The sequence below is a fragment of the Devosia sp. LjRoot3 genome, assembly GCF_964252865.1.
Lineage (GTDB): Bacteria > Pseudomonadota > Alphaproteobacteria > Rhizobiales > Devosiaceae > Devosia.
Genome location: NZ_CAXUPK020000005.1, coordinates 344,199 through 360,442, shown reverse-complemented (window position 1 = coordinate 360,442; position 16,244 = coordinate 344,199). Strand labels below are relative to the sequence as shown.

Sequence of the window (16,244 nt, the reverse complement as noted above, 5' to 3'; positions counted from 1 at the left end):
CACACTAAAACCCAATCAGCCGGAATCGCCAAGGCCGAATTCTTGCGGGATCAGCGGTAGGCGCGTCACCGAGCGCGGCCCATCGGGCGTCAGCATCTCTTCTTGCCGCGCCGGACAGTCTCGCCGCGTGCAGAGCCGACAGGTCGGACCGACCGGCACATCGGCCTCGTGATCGTCGAGATCGAGCCCCGAGGCATAGACCGTCCGATCAGCATGCAGCACGTCGCAGGCCAGCATGATGGAAATATGCGTCGACGGTTCGCGATAGGAGCCCGGCCGCCTTTGCAGCGATCGCGCAAGGAACAGGTAGCGCGATCCATCCGAAAACCGCACCACCTGTCGCAACAGCGTTTCCGGCTGCCTGAAAGCCCCGTAGATGGACCAAAGCGGACAGGCGTGCCCCGAATTGGGCAGGAGCAGGCCTGGCAGCGGAAAATGCTTGGTCAGGCGCCCCGCCGGGTCGGAGCGCAGGAACCCAAACGGTATCCCTTCCTCGCCCGGCCGGCGCAGGGACACGAGCCGATGTGCAACCTGCTCGAAGCTGCCATTGAAGATTTGCCGCAATTGATCGATGTCATAGGCCAGTCCCTCGGCCTCACCGAGAAACCGCGAATAGGGAAAGACGATGGCCCCCGCCAGGTAAGACCCCATGGCCCGCGCCGCCAGCCGCCGCGTCGTCGGGCTGGTCAACGTCGCCGCATCGAGCGTTTCGCGCATCACATCGGCGGCCGTCAGCTCGCCCAGCAATCGCGCCAGCTGAAACTGCCGCGTGGCGAGGGTTGTCGATCCCTGCAGCCACATCACGCGCTCGTCGGCGGCAAACCGATACTGCCCCGGGAAATCCTCTACGCCCGACGAACCGCCGACCTGCGTCCGCACCCCAAAGCGCCGCTCCAGTTCTTCGGCCAGCAGTGCCGGCCCGAAGCTACCTTTTGCATCGAGTTCGCTCCGCAAATCCTCCGCCACTCGCTCAAACTGCGGGAAATAGTTCTGCTGCTCGATGATGAGATCGTCGATCTCGCGCATGGCCGACACATTGCCCGCCACCCGGCTGCTGCTGTCGAACTGGCCGATCAGACTGCGCGCCACATCGCTCAGCGCCCGCGCCTCGCGCCCAATGGCGCCGAGAAACTGCTTCCGTTCGGCCTCGTCGAGATCAGGCACATCTTCTAGAATTTCGGCGCTGGAGCGCACGGCCGTGATCCCCGAAAGGATCTGGTGCAGCAACTGGCTCAGCAGCGGATCAGAGCGCAGCCGGTCGGCATAATTGTCGGCGCTCGCCACGGCATTGGCATAGGCCCGGTGCAGCCGGGCAATCGCCCCGGCACTCGCCGGATACTGCGCCACCAATTGACGCCTCTCGTCGGGCTGAAAATCCAACGACTCGACCACCGGATCGGCATAGGCCTCTTCGAGGTCCTGCAGCAGCTTCTGCTCGTCGTCGCCGGTCAGGTCGGCGGTCTCGATCTGCAAATGATGGGCCACGCGCTGCAGCAGCGCCCCGCCGATGTCGCGCTTGTTGTTCTCGATCAGGTTCAGATAGCTCGGTGAAATGCCGACCAGACGCGCCAGCGCGGCCTGGGAAATCTTCAGCGATTTCCTGCGGTTGGAGATGCGAAACCCGATGGGCGCCCGCATTGCCGTTCCCTCCCCGAAACTGCACTTGCAAACGAATTTACTAGATCGCCTCCGATCTAGAACAACAATTTACAGAATTATCGTTGAATTACAATGGGATATTGCCGTCGTTTTCAAATCCGGCAAATATTGGGCAGCGCTGAGGCTCCGGCAATGTACCGGCTGCCCACGCATAGGAGGAGATCAATGACTATTTTGAAGCGTGGCTTGTCGCGCCGCCGTGTCCTGCAGACCGGCATGGCCGGCATCATCGGTTCGGGCGTCGCCCCTCTCGTTTTCACCAAGGGCGCCTGGGCCCAGGAGTTCTGCAACAATCCCACCGGCGACACTGTCGTCTTCGGCCTCAACCTGCCTCTTACAGGCACCTATGCCGAAGAAGGCGCGGACGAACAGAAGGCCTATGAACTGGCCATCGCCCACCTCAATGGTGAGGGCGACGGTGGGCTGCTGAACGTGCTCCAGCCTTCCGCCCTCAAGGGCAATGGCATCCTGGGCAAGAAGGTCACCTATGTGTCCTCCGACAGCCAGACCAAGTCCGACGTGGCACGCGCCGGCGCCACCCGCATGATCGAGCGCGATGGCGCCATCATGATCACCGGCGGTTCGTCCTCGGGCGAAGCCATCGCCGTGCAGGGCCTCTGCCAGGAAATGGGCGTCATCTTCATGGCGGGCCTCACCCATTCCAACGACACCACCGGCAAGGACAAGCGCCGCTACGGCTTCCGCCACTTCTTCAACGCCTACCAGTCCGGCATCGGTCTCGCTCCGGTTCTGGGCCAGTCCTATGGCAATGATCGCCAGGCCTATCACCTGACCGCCGACTACACCTGGGGCTGGACCCAGGAAGAGTCGATCAAGAACGCCACCGAAGCCCTCGGCTGGAAGACCACCGCGGCCGTCAAGACGCCGCTCGGCACCACCGACTATTCGCAGTATCTCACGCCGATCCTAAATTCCGGCGCCGACGTGCTGATCCTCAACCACTACGGCCTCGACATGGTGAACTCGCTCACCCAGGCCGTGCAGTTCGGCATGCGCGACCGCCAGGCCAACGGCAAGGACTTCCAGATCGTCACCCCGCTCATCTCCGAGCTGATGGCCAAGGGTGCCGGCGAAAGCGTCAAGGGCATCTTTGGTACGTCCAACTGGCACTGGAACCTGCAGGACCCCGGCTCCATCGCCTTCACCAAGTCCTTCGGCGCCGCCTATGGCTCCCCGCCGTCCCAGGCTGCCCACACAGCCTATGTCCAGGCACTGCTCTATGCAGACGCCGTGGAGCGCGCCGGCACCTTCTATCCGCCCGAAGTCATCAAGGCGCTGGAAGGCCACGAATTCGACGGCATGGGCAATGGCAAGACGCTGTATCGCGCCGAAGACCACCAGTGCATCAAGTCGGTTCTCGTGGTGCAGGGCAATGAAAGCCCGACCAGCGAATTCGACGTGCTGAACGTGGTTCAGGAAATCGATCGCGATACCGTGGCCTACGATCCCGCCATCTTCGGCGGCGATCTCGGCCCGGCCGAACCGGTTCCGATGTGCGCGTAGGAGTATAGTCGACGCTCCCAAGCATCGTCATTGCCCGGTCTCCTCGGACTTGATCCGCTGACCGGGCAATCCATGGGATGCCGCCGCGCCCATGGACCGCCGGATAATCCCGGCGGTGACGCTCCTGGGAGACCTCGTGCCTTTCGGCGACGCTGGAGCATCCGATGTTCGAAATCATCTTTCTGCAATTTCTCAATGGGCTCGACAAAGGCGCCGCCTATGCGCTGATCGCCCTCGGCCTCACCCTGGTGTTCGGCACACTGGGCGTCGTCAATTTCGCCCATGGCGCCCTGTTCATGCTCGGCGCCTTCTGCGCCGTCACTGTGCGCATGTTCCTCACCATGGAAACGGTCACCATCGACCCCGAAAAGCTCTCGCCCTGGGGCGCGCCGCTGGAAGTGCGCGAACCGCTGGTTCAGGCCTGGCTTGGTGATTTCGGCGCAGTGCTGGTCAATTACTCCGTGCCACTATCGATCCTCATCACCATCCCGATCATGCTCCTGGTCGGCATCGGGCTCGAACGCGGCATCATCAAGCACTTTTACAAGCGCACCCACGCCGAACAGATCCTCGTCACCTTCGGCCTCGCTATCGTCGCCCAGGAAGTCATCAAGTCCGTCTTCGGCCCCAATCCCATTCCCCAGCCCATGCCCACGGACCTCCGCGGCGCTGCCGATATCGGCGCGTGGCTCGGCATGCAGGCCAACGTCATCACCTACCCGGTCTGGCGCCTGATCTATTTCGTCTTCGCCGGCGTCGTCATCGGTGGCGTCTTCGCCTTCCTGCAATTCACCACCTTTGGCATGGTCGTCCGCGCCGGCATGGCCGATCGTGAAACCGTCGGGCTCCTCGGCATCAATATCGATCGCCGCTTCACCATCATGTTTGGCCTTGCCGCCGTCGTGGCCGGCATGGCGGGCGTGATGTACACGCCCCTGCTCCCACCCAACTACCACCTCGGCATGGACTTCCTGGTCCTCTCCTTCGTGGTTGTGGTTGTCGGCGGCATGGGCTCCCTGCCCGGCGCCGTGGCGGCCGGCTTCCTGCTCGGTATTTTGCAGTCCTTCGCCTCGATGAACCAGGTGAAGGCGATCTTCCCCGGCATCGACCAGATCATCATCTATCTCGTCGCCGTCATCATTCTTCTGGTTCGTCCCCGTGGCCTCATGGGCCGGCGCGGCGTGATGGAGGCCTGACATGACCACTTTCATGTCCCGCAACGATCTCTTCCTGTTTCTGGGCTTCACCGTGGTGGTGCTCGCCATGCCGATTTGGCTGGCGCCCTTCGGCGCGGGCTACCCGGACCTGCTGCAGCGCTTCATGATCTTCGGCATCTTCGCCGTTGGCTTCAACATCCTCTTCGGCCTCACTGGCTATCTCAGCTTCGGCCACGCCGCCTTCTTCGGCGTCGGCTCCTATGCCGCCGTCTGGTCGTTCAAGCTGCTTACGCTCGATGCCATCCCGGCGATGATCTTTGCCGTGGTGATCTCGGGCCTCTTCGCCCTGATCATCGGCTTCCTCTGCCTCCGCCGCTCGGGCATTTACTTCTCGATCCTCACGCTGGCCTTTGCCCAGATGAGCTACAACCTCGCCTACTCGGTGCTGACGCCCATCACCAATGGCGAAACCGGGCTGCAACTGACCCTCGCCGATCCGCGCGTGCTCGATGCCGCCATTGGCCAGACCTTTTCGGGTCAGCCCGTTCCTACTCTTCTCGGTCAACAGCTCGGCGGCTATGCCGGCTTCTATTTCTGCGCTGGCTTCCTGATCCTGAGCTTCTTCATCGCCCAGCGCATTGCCGGCTCGCCCTTCGGCATGATGCTGAAAGCCATCAAATCTAACCAGACGCGTATGCAGTTCACCGGCTTCAATACCCGTCCCTATGCGCTTTCGGCTTTCGTCATCTCGGGCATGTATGCTGGCCTCGCCGGTGCCCTCCTCGCCGTCACCGACCCGCTGGCCGGCGCGGAACGCATGCAGTGGACCGCCTCCGGCGAAGTGGTGCTCATGACCATTCTGGGTGGCGTCGGCACGCTAGTCGGCCCGGTCATCGGCGCCTGGATCATCAAATACTTCGAAAACATCCTCTCCGCGCTCAACGACAACATCCTCGCCCGCTTCTGGAGTTTTCTCCCGGAGGGCGTGGCCGATGTCGTGGTCAAGATCACCAGCAAGTTCGTGGGCGATGGCTGGCACCTCACCCTCGGCCTCGCCTTCGTCATCGTGGTGATCTTCCTGCCCGGCGGCATCATGGAGGGTGTCCGGCGCATCGCCGCGGCCTTCCGTCGCTCCGGCTCATCGAACGCCAAACCCAGCGCCCGCACCCAACCCGCAGAGTAGGACGAAAGTAAAATGGAAAGATCCAACGTCGTCCTGCACGTCGCAGACGTCCACAAGCGCTTCGGTGGCCTGCACGCCCTCGCCGACATCGACCTGCAAGTCGAAGAGGGCAAGACCCACGCCATCATCGGGCCCAACGGGGCAGGCAAGTCGACCCTGCTCAACGTCATCATCGGCAAGCTGGCGCCGACGAGCGGCCAGGTCGTCTTCGACGGCACGGTTCTCACCGGCCGAAAGCCCTACCAGATCAACCAGCTCGGCATTGCCCGCGTCTTCCAGACGCCGGAAATTTTTGCGGACCTCTCGGTGCTGCATAATGTCATGATCCCGGCTCTCGCCAAGCGCGACGGCATGTTCAAGCTCAACATGCTGCGCTCGCTCGACAGCGAAACCGGCATCCGCGCCGAGGCCGAGCACATGCTTGAAGACGTGGGCATGATCACGCGCCGCGAAATGCTGGCCGGCAGCCTCAGCCGCGGCGACAAGCGGCGCATGGAACTGGCCATGTGCCTCATCCAGCATCCGCGCCTGCTGCTGCTCGACGAGCCCACAGCCGGTATGAGCCGCCACGATACCAACACGACCATTGAGCTCCTGAAGAAGATCAAGAGCCGCGGCATGACCAAGGTGATCATCGAGCACGACATGCACGTCGTCTTCTCCCTGGCGGACAAGATTTCCGTGCTCGCCCAGGGCCGCATCATCGCCGATGGCTCGCCCGACGAGGTGCGCGGCAATCCAAAAGTGCAGGAAGCCTATCTCGGAGGAGCCCATTGATGAGTTCCATCGCCATGACAACCGAAACCACCGTCAGTCACGCCGCAGAGATCGAAACCACCCGCCCATTCTTTTCGGTGCGCGATATGCACGCCTATTACGGCGAGAGCTACATCGTGCAGGGCGTCTCGCTCGATGTGCGCAAGGGCGAAATCCTGGCCCTCCTCGGCCGCAACGGCGCGGGCAAAACGTCCACCCTGCGCACCATCGCCCGCACCGACAATCCGCAGATGCGGCAGGGCGAGATCTGGCTCGATGGAATGCCCATCCACCAGATGAAGAGTTTTGAGGCTGCTCGCTCAGGTATCCAGCTCGTGCCTGAAGATCGCCGCATCATCCAGGGCCTGACCGTCGAGGAAAACATCACCCTCGCCAAAGTGGCCCCCGGCAATGGCTGGAGCCTCGAGCAGATCTACGAAAGCTTTCCGCGCCTTGCCGAGCGCCGCACCCAGGAAGGTGTCACCCTGTCCGGCGGCGAACAGCAGATGCTGGCCATCGCCCGCGCCCTGGCCCGCGACCTGAAACTGCTGCTTCTCGACGAACCCTATGAAGGCCTCGCGCCCGTCATCGTGCACGAAATCGAACGCATCCTGCATTCGATCAAGCCCTTGGGGATCACCACCATCATCGTCGAGCAAAACGCCGTCGCCGCGCTGAAACTGGCCGATCGCGCCGTCATCCTCGACACCGGCGAAGTCGTCTTCGCCGGCACCGCCAAGGAGGTGCTCGATAACACGGAGCTGAGGCACGAGTACTTGGCGATTTAGGAAGAAGAGTGCCGCCCCCTAACCCCGTCGTCATTGCCGCGCCTGTCCCGGCAATCCATCTCGCCATAGGCATGGACCACCGGGACGAGCCCGGTGGTGACGATAGCGGGAAGAATCGAACAATGGCCGCATCGGCCCCCAAGCTACCCTGGGTCTTTCAAACCCAAAGGCATTTCGCCGATTTCACCCTCTCCCCCCTTGAGAGGCCCAGGGTAAATCCTCTTCCGGCGGCTCCGCCGCAATGGCGATCCCCTCGCCCTCCAGCGCATCGCGCACTTCACGCGCCAGATCGACCGCGCCCGGCGTATCGCCATGGAGGCAGATGGACCGTGCGCCCGATTTTAGCACCGTCCCGTCGATCGCCACGATCTCGCCTTTCTGCGCCAACCGCAGGCATCGCTCGATCACCGCATCCGCATCATGAATGACCGCGCCCTCCTGCGCCCGCGGCACCAGCGGCCCCTCGGCCGTATAGGCACGGTCTGCATAGGCTTCCCGGATCAGCGGCACGCCGACCGCCTTGGCCGCCCGCACCTGCTCGCTATTGTCCAGCGCCAGCACCGCCATTTTCTCGTCCATCGCCTGCACGGCGGCAAAGACGGCAACCGCTAGGGCCAGCTCTTCCGCCGTCTGGTTGGCCAAAGCCCCGTGCAATTTCACATAGGAAAGCGGTACATCCACTTCGCTGGCGATATGGCGGATAAGAAACATCTGGTTGCGCACCTGCCCGATAAGCTGGTCCAGCGGCATCACCAGGCGAAACCGGCCAAACCGCGGCTTGTCGGCATAGCCCGGATGCGCGCCGGCCCGAATCCCTCGCGCCTTGCACAGCTTCAGGATATGCCGGATCGTCTGCGCATCGCCCGCGTGACCACCGCAAGCGATCGAGGCACTCGACACAATTCCCAGCAGATCATCATCCGTGCCCATGCCTTCGCCGAGATCGGCGTTGAGATCTATGCTGGTCATGCAATTCCGCTCCGCAACAAAGCCTGGGCATGATCTGTTCCCACCGGCGCGAACACAAGCTCTGCGTTGGGACGAAGCTGGAAAAACCGGTCGAGGTCGGCCGAAATGATCGTCCCGATCCGCGGATAGCCGCCCGTCGGCTGATGGTCTCGCCCCAGCACGATCGGCGTTCCATCGCCAAGAATCTGGATGTCGCCCACCACCACCGGGTCCGACACCAGCGACAATATCCGCGCCTCGATAAAGACTGCCTTCTCATCGCGCAGCCGCACGCCCATACGATCCATCATCGAAGAAATGCGAAACGCGCTGGTTACGAATTTCTCTCGCAATTCCGCGCTGAAGACCTCGGCATGCAGGCCCCAGACGAAGCGGATCGGCCCCTCCACCCTCGGGCGCGCTGCGACCGGCCCCGATGCCTCTCCATCCCCGATGACCGCCAACCTGTCGCCCGCCCTGAGCGCTCGCCCTTCCAGCCCGCCGATCCGCGCTCGCATGCTGGTCGCTCGGCTGCCCATCACCACGGGCACATCAATCTCGCCGCCAAAGCGCAGATAGCCATAATTGCCCCCCGTGCCCGCCGAAATGCTCAGCCGGTCACCCGCTGCCAAAAGCGCTGAGCCTGGCCAGCTCTGCGTCCGACCATTGATCGAAACCTCGAAGGTTCCGCCGTCCCAGCCCATCACGGCTTCGCCTTCGGCAACGGTCAGGTCGAGCCCCAGCATCGAAAACTCGATGCCTGCTGTCTCGCCGCTTCCCGCCAGCAATCCTGCCCGCTTGAAAGCACCGGCATCCATCGGCCCCGACGCGCTGATGCCATGAGCGAGATAGCCGAACCGCCCTGCATCCTGAATGGTGACGAGTGGCCCCGCCCGATGGATGACCAGAGTTGCTGTCACTCAGGCCACCTCAAAGCGGACGCTATCGCCCGCCCGCAGCTTTGTCGGCGGCTCGGCGGTGGGATCGAAATTGGAAAAATAGGTGTGCCCGATCACGTGCCAACCTGTGGGAATATCAGTAGCGGCAATCGCCGTCTGCCCAGCGGCAAAGAGCACGCTGCCCGCCGGCACCAGAGCTCGAACCTTGTCCCGCCGCGGCAGGACCAGCCCCTCGGGATGAAATCCGCAATAGACAAAACCCGGCGCAAAGCCGGTCGCCAAAACGCGCAGCGGCACTGCATTGTGCCGCGCTATGAATTCTTCTGCGGAAACCTTCAGCAAGCCAGCGACCTCCTCAAGGTCCGGCCCCGCATCGCCGCCAAAACGCACGCCAATCCGATGCGCGGCCCCGGCCCGATCCTCCTGCGCCCCATGTAGCCGCAGCCGGATTTCGCCTTCGATATCCTGATGTCGTGAAATCAGCGGGTCATACCGCAAGAGCACCGAAACCAGGCTCGGCACGATCTCGACTATTCCTGCGACTGGTTCGCTCTCAAGCGCGGCCGCAAAGCCGATGGCCCGACGATTGGCATTTTCGTCGAGACGACTGCCGAAACGCACGATAATGGTGCTGTCGCCCAGCGTCTGCACCATGGGCCGTTCCGGCAGGATTTGCATTTGCCCCACTATCTGCGTCCCCCGCGGAAATTGCCCCGGCGAGGCCAGGTCCTTGCGGATCCAGGATGCCTCGCCAAGGCAGAAAGCAGGTTCGGCACTGGGCCGATGGCGGACGTCGCTTCATTGGCGCCCGCAGAGGAATTGAAAAGAAGCGCTAATTGGGATCACGACCCTCCTGTTCAACCACCGCATCGAACAGTTCGCGCACATTGGCTGCGCCAATGGTTTCGATTGCCACGGCCGCTATAGCCGCAAACAATTCCGCGATTTCCTGGGGATCGGTGATTTCGGCGTCGTCTTCGTCGGCGTCTGCGTTGATCAAGGTAAACACTGTGCGCGCCTCCAATAGAGCGTTTCGAGGAAAAGCGGCGAGCCACTTCTTTCGAAAACGCGATCCAAGTACCTAGAGACCGTTCAGCGCTTCAGAGACACGATGAACTTCTCTAGTGAGCTTACGAGGCCAGTGTGAGCCGATTCCTATTACGGAATAAATAACGGAATGTACCAGCCCGGGGCATTCGCTCAGTTGCCCCAAAGGTCAGCCTCGCTTACTCTTCCCCCGCCTCAAGCTTGTCGAGATAGGCCTCGATATCGTCCAGCGACGCAGAAAATGGTTTGGGCACATCACCATAGACAATTTTGAAGGTCTTATCGTGCCGCAGGGCATGCCCGCCCGGCTGGCCCAAAACCTTCAGTTTTTCTGCGGTCAGAATGGTCAGGTCATAACGCGCTGCAATGCGCTTCATGCGCCGCATGCGCGACGCGTCAAATTCCTTGCGGCTCATTTCGTCGTTCCTGACTGTCACGAAGCGGGATCATCCGCCTCTTAGCCCGATCGCGCCCAGCCGCTCAAGCGCGTTTTCGCGCGCATCTGGAGGCCAGCGATGCGAGAATAGGAAATGCCCCACGACTAGTCCGTTCGCTTGTCTCTCCGAACGAGCCTTTTTAGAGCAATGGCCTTGCCCGAGCCGGATTTGAAATAACTCTCAAGCTCCCGCGCGTGCTCCTCGGTCTCAACGGCAACATACGATTTCAGTACGGCAGGCAAGTGCGCTTTGGTCGACGGCACCTGTCCAGTCTGATGCGAGGTGAAGCGTCGTTTCAGATCGTTGGTTGAGCCGACATAGACGTCGTCATTCCCCAAATGCAGGAAATAAACGTACCACATGAACGCGCAGTCTCCCTACGCTGCAACGCAGCTCCGGGAGATCACCCTGCGCAGGTGGCCTGCCACCCGAAGCCCAGGGGGCGCAGGGTGGCGGGTAGGGAGGGATTCGAACCCCCGGAAGGCTTTCACCTTCGCCGGTTTTCAAGACCGGAGCAATCAACCGCTCTGCCACCTACCCGTGGCCTGCCGTTTAGCCGTGCCGCGCCGCCCTGTCCAGAGGGCGCAGCACGACTTCCTTGGATCAGGGAAGAAGGACCACCGACCCGGTCGTCTCGCGACCTTCCAGCGCCCGATGCGCCTTCTCTGCCTCTTCGAGCTTGAAGCGCCCGCCGATCTCTACCTTGATCGCACCGGAACGGATGGCGCCGAACAGTGCTTCGGCGCCCTCGAGCAGGTCTTCGCGCTTGGTAAAATAATGCGCCCCGGTCGGCCGCGTCACATAGAGCGAGCCTTTTCGCGACAGCACGGTAATATCGGGAATCGAAACGACGCCCGAGGCATTGCCGAAGCTGGCGAGCAGCCCTCGCGGCCTCAGGCAATCGAGCGAGCCTTCAAACGTCTGCTTGCCCACGCCGTCATAAACGACATCGACACCCCTGCCCTCGGTGATCTCGCGCACCCGGGCCGGAAAATCCTCGGCCCGGTAGTCGATCACATGATCGCAGCCATGCGCCTTGGCGAGCGCAACCTTCTCCGGCCCGCCGGCCGTACCGATCACCGTGGCGCCCAGCGCCTTGGCCCATTGCGTCGCAATGAGCCCGGTGCCGCCCGCCGCTGCATGCCAGAGAATGGTCTGCCCGGCCTCGACCGTCCACGTCTCGAACAGCAGGTAATAAGCCGTCAGTCCCTTGAGCACGACGGCGGCCGCCGTTTCGTCATCGACCCCATCCGGAATCGGAATGAGCTTTTCAACGGCAGCGAGCCGTTCGGCCGCATACGCGCCAACCTGGCCCTGATAACAGACGCGATCGCCGACCTTCACCGCCGTCACGTCCGGGCCCACCGCCTTGACGACACCAGCCCCCTCATTGCCGCCCACAAACGGCAACGGCTGCGGATAGAGCCCCGAGCGCTGATAGGTGTCGATGAAATTGAGCCCGATGGCCTTTTGCTCAATAAGAACCTGCCCCGGACCGGGCGCTGCGACCGGCCAGTCCTCGACGGACAGCACCTCCGGTCCGCCGGTCTGGTTGACCGCGACGACCCGGGTCACTTCGGCGTCCTCGGTTTGCGCGGCGCCGATTTCGGCCGGGCCTGTGCCTGTCGTGTCGGCGAGCTCTTGGGGCGAGGCTTGGCACCGCCCACAGCGGCAACACCGGCTTCGGCGGACACCGACCCGGTGTCGCCGGTGAACGGCGTCACCTGATGCTTGGTCGGCGCTCCGCCAGCCGCACGCAGTTTACGGTTCTTGGCGAAAATATTGACCGCCTCCACCAGCACCGAGAAAGCCATGGCCGAGTAGATGTAGCCCTTGGGAATATGGAACCCGAGCCCATCGGCAACCAGCGTCACACCGATCAGCAGCAGGAAGGCCAGCGCCAGCATTTTTGTCGTCGGATGATCGGCGACAAAGCGGGCAATCGGGCCCGAAGCAAAGAACATCACGGCCACGGCAACCAGCACCGCCGCGATCATCACGGCGACCTGATCCGCCGGCACCATGCCCACGGCGGTAATGATCGAGTCGATCGAAAACACCATGTCGATGACGACGATCTGCACCAGAATGGCCTGCAAGCTGGCCTTTGCCGCTTCCTTGAGGCCCACCTCGTGCGGCTCTTCGATCGCCGCATGCATTTCGTGCGTCGCCTTGTAGATCAGGAAGGCGCCGCCGGCGATCAGGATGATGTCCTTCCAGGAGAAGGCATGATCGAAGGCGGTAAACACCGGCTCCTTGAGCTGCACGATCACGCTGATCAGCAAGAGCAGGACGATACGGAACACCAGCGCCAGGCCGATACCGAGCTTTCTGGCAAATTCGGCCTGTTCGCGCGGCAGGCGCGACACCAGCACCGAAATGAACACGATATTGTCGATGCCCAGCACGATCTCCATGACCGTCAGGGTGAGGAACGCGACCCAGACATTGGGGTCGTAGAGAAGCTCAAGCATGGTGGGCTCCGTAAAAGGGATTCTCGGTTGCGCGCGAGTCTATTGGCTTTTGTGTGATTGTGGAGGCCTTCCGGCCGCAAAGACAAGGGCCCCACGCTCTTCCATTTCGGCTTTCTCGTTCCTATGGCAGCTTTTTCTTTCCCTGCGGCAAGGCGTGAAATGGTTCTGCCGGCCGGAGACTGGTATGGCGTGAATGGCCAGTGCTAGGCTCTGGTTCCGTTTTCCTGCCGGAGTTCCTTGATGGAATCCTTTACGCCCCTCACCGCCGCGCTCGGCGGCGCCTTGATCGGCCTTGCGGCCGCCGTGCTTTGGCTCGGCAATGGCCGCATCGCCGGCATCTCCGGCATTTTTGGCCAGCTGCTGCCGCCGGCACAGACTGTTGTCTGGCGCCTGGTCTTCCTCGTTGCGCTCGTGGCCGGCGCCTGGGCTACCGCCTGGCTCTTCCCGGCGCTGGGTGTCGGCGGCGTCGAACCGGCCGCACTCGTGTCTCCGCCCGCCACCTGGGGCGTACCGCCGCCGGTCTGGGTGATCATTGCCGGGCTGCTCATCGGCTTTGGCACCAAGATCGGCAATGGCTGCACTTCGGGGCATGGTGTCTGCGGCCTCGCGCGCCTTTCGCTGCGTTCGCTCGTTGCCGTTATTGTCTTCTTTGGCGTCGCCATCATCACAGTAGCCGTGACGGGGATCGTCTGATGGCCAATCTCCGCCTGCCCTACCTCGCGACAGCTGCCCTCAGCGGCCTGCTCTTCGGCGCCGGCCTCTATGTCTCGCAGATGGTCGATCCCCTGAAAGTCCTGCGCTTCCTCGATTTCACCGCCATTCCCTCCGGCGGCTGGGATCCGAGCCTGGCCTTCGTCATCGTTCCGGCCATTCTCGTCATGTTCGTCGCCGTGCGCATCGGCCGCGGCCGCCCGGCGCCGTTGTTCGATCGAGAGTTCCACGAGCCCGAATACAAGCGCATCGATGCGCGCCTCGTCGGCGGCGCAGCACTCTTTGGCGTCGGCTGGGGCATGTCCGGCATTTGCCCGGGCCCAGCCATCGCGTTGATCGCCTTTCCTCCCGATGGCCTGTGGATTTTTCTCCTCGCCCTGATCGCCGGCTCCTATGCCGGTAGCCTCATCGTGCCCAGCGGCCATTCCAAACGCCTTGCGGATGCCAAATGACTGAGAACACCGACATCATCGTGGTGGGTGGAGGTCTCGCTGGCCTCGCCGCCGCCGTAAGCCTTGCCCGCGCCGGCTACGAGACCCTCCATCTCGCGCCCACCGCCCCGCCCGACCGCCGCACCTCGGCCCTGATGATGCCCAGCGTCGCGTTTTTGCTCTCCTCCGGCCTCATCGACAGCCCGGAAAGCACCGGCCATCCGCTGACCGCCATCCGCATCATCGATGCCACACCCCGCCTCATTCGCGCGCCCGAAACTCTTTTCGACGCCAAGGAAGCTGGCCTCGACGCCTTCGGCTGGAATTTTGCCAATGCCACGCTCCTCGAGCGCTTCCAGGCCGCCGCCCCAGCGAAAGGCCTCTCCACCCGCAACGCCGCTGTTACTGCATATCGCCGTGAGAACGGCCTTGGCGTGCTCACTCTGACCGACGGCACTACGGTTTCGGCCCCCCTCATCGTGGGCGCCGACGGCAAAAAGTCGCTGATCCGCACCGAAGCCGGTCTTCCCGCCCGCGAGCACAAGTTCGACGAAGCAGCTCTCGTCTGTGATCTCGAATTGGGCCGCTCCATCGGCGGCACCTCCATCGAGTTCCACTATCCGCACGGCCCCTTCACCCTCGTGCCAGCCGGAGGCACCAAGGCCAACCTCGTCTGGATCGACGAGGAGTCAGTGCTCCGCCAAACCCAGGCTGGCGGCCCCGAAGCCCTGCTCGCCGCCTTTCGCTCCCGCTCGCAAAACCTCTTCGGCAGCATAAAACTGGTTTCGCCCAGCTTCATCTTCCCGTTGAGCGTTCTCAGCGTGCCCGAAGCAGGCCGCGACGGCACCGTGCTCGTCGGCGAATCCGCGCACGCCTTCCCGCCCATTGGCGCCCAGGGCCTCAATCTCGGCCTGCGGGACGTGGCCGACCTCGTCGCCGTTCTCGCCGAAACTGACCGCACCACCCCCGATTGGGCCACTGGCGCCAGCAAGGCCTATGCCGAGCGCCGCGCCGGCGACCTCGCGCGCACCGGTACCATGGTCGACACGCTCTTCCGCTCGCTCCTCGGCGAAATGCTCCCGAGCCAGGCCCTTCGCGCCGGCGGCCTCTGGGCGCTAAAGCTGATGCCATCACTGCGCCGCCAGGCCTTTTCCATCGGTATGGGGCAGAGATCGGCTTGAGGCCTGCAGTTCCGACTGCGTCATTCTCCGACGTCATTCCCGCGAAAGCGGGAATCCATCTTGGGCCGCATGAAACAGAGATTCCCGCTTTCGCGGGAATGACACCGTGGAAAGAAGGGGCTGACCAGAAAACAAAAAAGGGCGCGGCCTTGGCCGCGCCCTTCTCATTTCATCTTAGCGAAACGCTTACTGTGCGGCCGGAGCCGGAGCGTCAGCTGCCGGAGCATCGGCCGCCGGGGCGCCGGTCTGCTCGGTCAGTTCCTTGCGGAGCTGTTCGGCGCGGTCCTGCAGAACCTGCTCGAGAGCGTTTTCGCCCGAGGTTTCCTGCTGGAACTGCTCGAAAGTCATTGCCGTGTCGCTGTCATAGGCCGCGGTGAAGCCGGACAGGTTGATCTCGATGGTGAGATCCTGGTTCTGGCGGTTCTTGGCGGTCAGGGTCAGCTTGTTGCCGCCCTTGAGCGAGTTCACATACTGCTCGTTGATCACGAGCTGCGTGGCGCACGAGGTCGGGTCACAGATCATGTAGGGCACGCGAACCGGCTTGGCGCCGTCGATCTGCCAGGTCAGGCCGAAGGGCAGCAGAACCCCAAGCGGCACCGCAGCAACGGCGAGCAGGCGCGATTCCTGGCCCGGATCGTCACGCAGCAGGAACGAACCGAGGAACTGGCCATTGGCCAGAACCACCTGACGCATGATGCACGCCTTCTGCCCATCGGGCAGCGGATCGCAAACCTTCAGCCAGTTCTGTGCGGGATTGTTGGCGGCCGGCGCGGCAGCGGCGTCGGCAGCGGGCGCTTCAGCGGCGGGGGCCTCAGGGGCGGGCGCAGCGGCATCTTGAGCGAAAGCCGAGAGCGGCGACAGCAGCAGGGCAGCCGCAGTCAAACCAGCAACGAGGGGTTTCCTGAATTTCATAGAGTGTCCTTGCCTTCCTTGGCGGTCTCGGCGGCACTCCGCCACCTAGAAACTTACCTGCCCTTCAAGGGCGCAATTCGGGCAATAACATGACCGGACGCCCTTGCCAAAATATTATGAGGCCCCCGCGCAACATA

Annotated in this window: 18 protein-coding genes and 1 tRNA gene; 8 read left to right on the top strand and 11 right to left on the bottom strand. The window is 62.9% G+C overall.

Features of this window, described 5'->3' with window-relative positions:
- Positions 1–15 precede the first annotated feature (15 nt).
- Complete coding sequence (locus ACSQ2A_RS19125) at positions 16–1,638, bottom strand: helix-turn-helix domain-containing protein (protein WP_436073498.1); 1,623 nt, start codon at positions 1,636–1,638, stop codon at positions 16–18.
- 186 nt (positions 1,639–1,824) lie between these two features.
- On the opposite strand from ACSQ2A_RS19125, the gene ACSQ2A_RS19120 reads away from it, so the two are divergent.
- The 5 genes from ACSQ2A_RS19120 to ACSQ2A_RS19100 all read left to right on the top strand — a co-directional run bounded on the left by ACSQ2A_RS19120 (position 1,825) and on the right by ACSQ2A_RS19100 (position 7,067).
- Positions 1,825–3,183 (top strand): substrate-binding protein, encoded by a 1,359-nt coding sequence (locus ACSQ2A_RS19120; protein WP_295411826.1) that lies wholly within the window; start codon positions 1,825–1,827, stop codon positions 3,181–3,183.
- Between the two features lie 164 nt (positions 3,184–3,347).
- Positions 3,348–4,379, top strand: a complete 1,032-nt coding sequence (locus tag ACSQ2A_RS19115; protein ID WP_295411825.1) for a branched-chain amino acid ABC transporter permease — start codon at positions 3,348–3,350, stop codon at positions 4,377–4,379.
- Position 4,380: 1 nt separating this feature from the next.
- Complete coding sequence (locus ACSQ2A_RS19110) at positions 4,381–5,523, top strand: branched-chain amino acid ABC transporter permease (RefSeq protein ID WP_436073497.1); 1,143 nt, start codon at positions 4,381–4,383, stop codon at positions 5,521–5,523.
- Positions 5,524–5,535: 12 nt separating this feature from the next.
- Positions 5,536–6,300: an ABC transporter ATP-binding protein gene (locus tag ACSQ2A_RS19105; protein WP_436073496.1), complete on the top strand. Its 765-nt coding sequence runs from the start codon at positions 5,536–5,538 to the stop codon at positions 6,298–6,300.
- 14 nt (positions 6,301–6,314) lie between these two features.
- Positions 6,315–7,067 carry an ABC transporter ATP-binding protein gene (locus tag ACSQ2A_RS19100; protein WP_295412273.1) on the top strand — a complete coding sequence of 251 codons (753 nt, stop codon included), beginning with the start codon at positions 6,315–6,317 and terminating at the stop codon, positions 7,065–7,067.
- Between the two features lie 183 nt (positions 7,068–7,250).
- Here ACSQ2A_RS19100 and ACSQ2A_RS19095 read toward each other — a convergent pair whose 3' ends face one another.
- The 9 genes from ACSQ2A_RS19095 to ACSQ2A_RS19055 all read right to left on the bottom strand — a co-directional run bounded on the left by ACSQ2A_RS19095 (position 7,251) and on the right by ACSQ2A_RS19055 (position 12,872).
- The gene (locus ACSQ2A_RS19095) at positions 7,251–8,036 is read right to left on the bottom strand and encodes a LamB/YcsF family protein (RefSeq protein ID WP_436073495.1); all 786 of its coding nucleotides are present in this window, start codon (positions 8,034–8,036) and stop codon (positions 7,251–7,253) included.
- Positions 8,033–8,935 carry a biotin-dependent carboxyltransferase family protein gene (locus ACSQ2A_RS19090; protein WP_436073494.1) on the bottom strand — a complete coding sequence of 301 codons (903 nt, stop codon included), beginning with the start codon at positions 8,933–8,935 and terminating at the stop codon, positions 8,033–8,035. Before ACSQ2A_RS19090 ends, ACSQ2A_RS19095 begins: the two co-directional genes overlap by 4 nt.
- Complete coding sequence (locus ACSQ2A_RS19085; protein ID WP_436073493.1) at positions 8,936–9,592, bottom strand: 5-oxoprolinase subunit B family protein; 657 nt, start codon at positions 9,590–9,592, stop codon at positions 8,936–8,938.
- 154 nt (positions 9,593–9,746) lie between these two features.
- Positions 9,747–9,923 carry a hypothetical protein gene (locus ACSQ2A_RS19080; protein ID WP_156385712.1) on the bottom strand — a complete coding sequence of 59 codons (177 nt, stop codon included), beginning with the start codon at positions 9,921–9,923 and terminating at the stop codon, positions 9,747–9,749.
- Between the two features lie 217 nt (positions 9,924–10,140).
- On the bottom strand, positions 10,141–10,377 hold the full coding sequence (locus ACSQ2A_RS19075; protein ID WP_295411821.1) for a hypothetical protein: 237 nt from the start codon (positions 10,375–10,377) through the stop codon (positions 10,141–10,143).
- A gap of 125 nt (positions 10,378–10,502) precedes the next feature.
- Positions 10,503–10,760, bottom strand: coding sequence for a GIY-YIG nuclease family protein (locus tag ACSQ2A_RS19070; RefSeq protein WP_436073492.1), 258 nt, complete (start codon positions 10,758–10,760; stop codon positions 10,503–10,505).
- An 88-nt stretch (positions 10,761–10,848) separates the two neighbouring features.
- A tRNA-Ser gene (locus ACSQ2A_RS19065) sits at positions 10,849–10,938 on the bottom strand.
- Between the two features lie 63 nt (positions 10,939–11,001).
- Positions 11,002–11,973, bottom strand: a complete 972-nt coding sequence (locus tag ACSQ2A_RS19060; protein WP_436073491.1) for a quinone oxidoreductase family protein — start codon at positions 11,971–11,973, stop codon at positions 11,002–11,004.
- Entirely contained in the window at positions 11,970–12,872 is a 903-nt protein-coding gene (locus ACSQ2A_RS19055) for a TerC family protein (protein WP_367178600.1), read from the bottom strand. The genes ACSQ2A_RS19060 and ACSQ2A_RS19055 overlap by 4 nt, the downstream gene beginning before the upstream one ends.
- A gap of 240 nt (positions 12,873–13,112) precedes the next feature.
- Here ACSQ2A_RS19055 and ACSQ2A_RS19050 point away from each other — a divergent pair, with 240 nt between their 5' ends.
- From ACSQ2A_RS19050 to ACSQ2A_RS19040, 3 genes are read left to right on the top strand one after another with little or no spacing between them, the layout of a single operon-like run.
- Positions 13,113–13,565 carry a YeeE/YedE family protein gene (locus tag ACSQ2A_RS19050; RefSeq protein WP_295411818.1) on the top strand — a complete coding sequence of 151 codons (453 nt, stop codon included), beginning with the start codon at positions 13,113–13,115 and terminating at the stop codon, positions 13,563–13,565.
- Positions 13,565–14,035, top strand: coding sequence for a DUF6691 family protein (locus ACSQ2A_RS19045; RefSeq protein ID WP_436073490.1), 471 nt, complete (start codon positions 13,565–13,567; stop codon positions 14,033–14,035). Before ACSQ2A_RS19050 ends, ACSQ2A_RS19045 begins: the two co-directional genes overlap by 1 nt.
- Positions 14,032–15,195 carry an FAD-dependent monooxygenase gene (locus ACSQ2A_RS19040; protein WP_436073489.1) on the top strand — a complete coding sequence of 388 codons (1,164 nt, stop codon included), beginning with the start codon at positions 14,032–14,034 and terminating at the stop codon, positions 15,193–15,195. The genes ACSQ2A_RS19045 and ACSQ2A_RS19040 overlap by 4 nt, the downstream gene beginning before the upstream one ends.
- A gap of 186 nt (positions 15,196–15,381) precedes the next feature.
- Here the strand turns inward: ACSQ2A_RS19040 and ACSQ2A_RS19035 are convergent, their stop codons facing one another.
- Positions 15,382–16,107, bottom strand: coding sequence for an invasion associated locus B family protein (locus ACSQ2A_RS19035; protein ID WP_436073488.1), 726 nt, complete (start codon positions 16,105–16,107; stop codon positions 15,382–15,384).
- Positions 16,108–16,244 lie beyond the last annotated feature (137 nt).

Excerpts from the sequence above, each read along its gene's own strand:
- ACSQ2A_RS19125 (WP_436073498.1), bottom strand. The coding sequence starts at position 1,638 with ATGCGGGCGCCCATCGGGTTTCGCATCTCCAACCGCAGGAAATCGCTG.
- ACSQ2A_RS19120 (WP_295411826.1), top strand. The coding sequence starts at position 1,825 with ATGACTATTTTGAAGCGTGGCTTGTCGCGCCGCCGTGTCCTGCAGACC.
- ACSQ2A_RS19115 (WP_295411825.1), top strand. The coding sequence starts at position 3,348 with ATGTTCGAAATCATCTTTCTGCAATTTCTCAATGGGCTCGACAAAGGC.
- ACSQ2A_RS19110 (WP_436073497.1), top strand. The coding sequence starts at position 4,381 with ATGACCACTTTCATGTCCCGCAACGATCTCTTCCTGTTTCTGGGCTTC.
- ACSQ2A_RS19105 (WP_436073496.1), top strand. The coding sequence starts at position 5,536 with ATGGAAAGATCCAACGTCGTCCTGCACGTCGCAGACGTCCACAAGCGC.
- ACSQ2A_RS19100 (WP_295412273.1), top strand. The coding sequence starts at position 6,315 with ATGACAACCGAAACCACCGTCAGTCACGCCGCAGAGATCGAAACCACC.
- ACSQ2A_RS19095 (WP_436073495.1), bottom strand. The coding sequence starts at position 8,036 with ATGACCAGCATAGATCTCAACGCCGATCTCGGCGAAGGCATGGGCACG.
- ACSQ2A_RS19085 (WP_436073493.1), bottom strand. The coding sequence starts at position 9,592 with ATGCAAATCCTGCCGGAACGGCCCATGGTGCAGACGCTGGGCGACAGC.
- ACSQ2A_RS19075 (WP_295411821.1), bottom strand. The coding sequence starts at position 10,377 with ATGAGCCGCAAGGAATTTGACGCGTCGCGCATGCGGCGCATGAAGCGC.
- ACSQ2A_RS19070 (WP_436073492.1), bottom strand. The coding sequence starts at position 10,760 with ATGTGGTACGTTTATTTCCTGCATTTGGGGAATGACGACGTCTATGTC.
- ACSQ2A_RS19055 (WP_367178600.1), bottom strand. The coding sequence starts at position 12,872 with ATGCTTGAGCTTCTCTACGACCCCAATGTCTGGGTCGCGTTCCTCACC.
- ACSQ2A_RS19050 (WP_295411818.1), top strand. The coding sequence starts at position 13,113 with ATGGAATCCTTTACGCCCCTCACCGCCGCGCTCGGCGGCGCCTTGATC.
- ACSQ2A_RS19045 (WP_436073490.1), top strand. The coding sequence starts at position 13,565 with ATGGCCAATCTCCGCCTGCCCTACCTCGCGACAGCTGCCCTCAGCGGC.
- ACSQ2A_RS19040 (WP_436073489.1), top strand. The coding sequence starts at position 14,032 with ATGACTGAGAACACCGACATCATCGTGGTGGGTGGAGGTCTCGCTGGC.
- ACSQ2A_RS19035 (WP_436073488.1), bottom strand. The coding sequence starts at position 16,107 with ATGAAATTCAGGAAACCCCTCGTTGCTGGTTTGACTGCGGCTGCCCTG.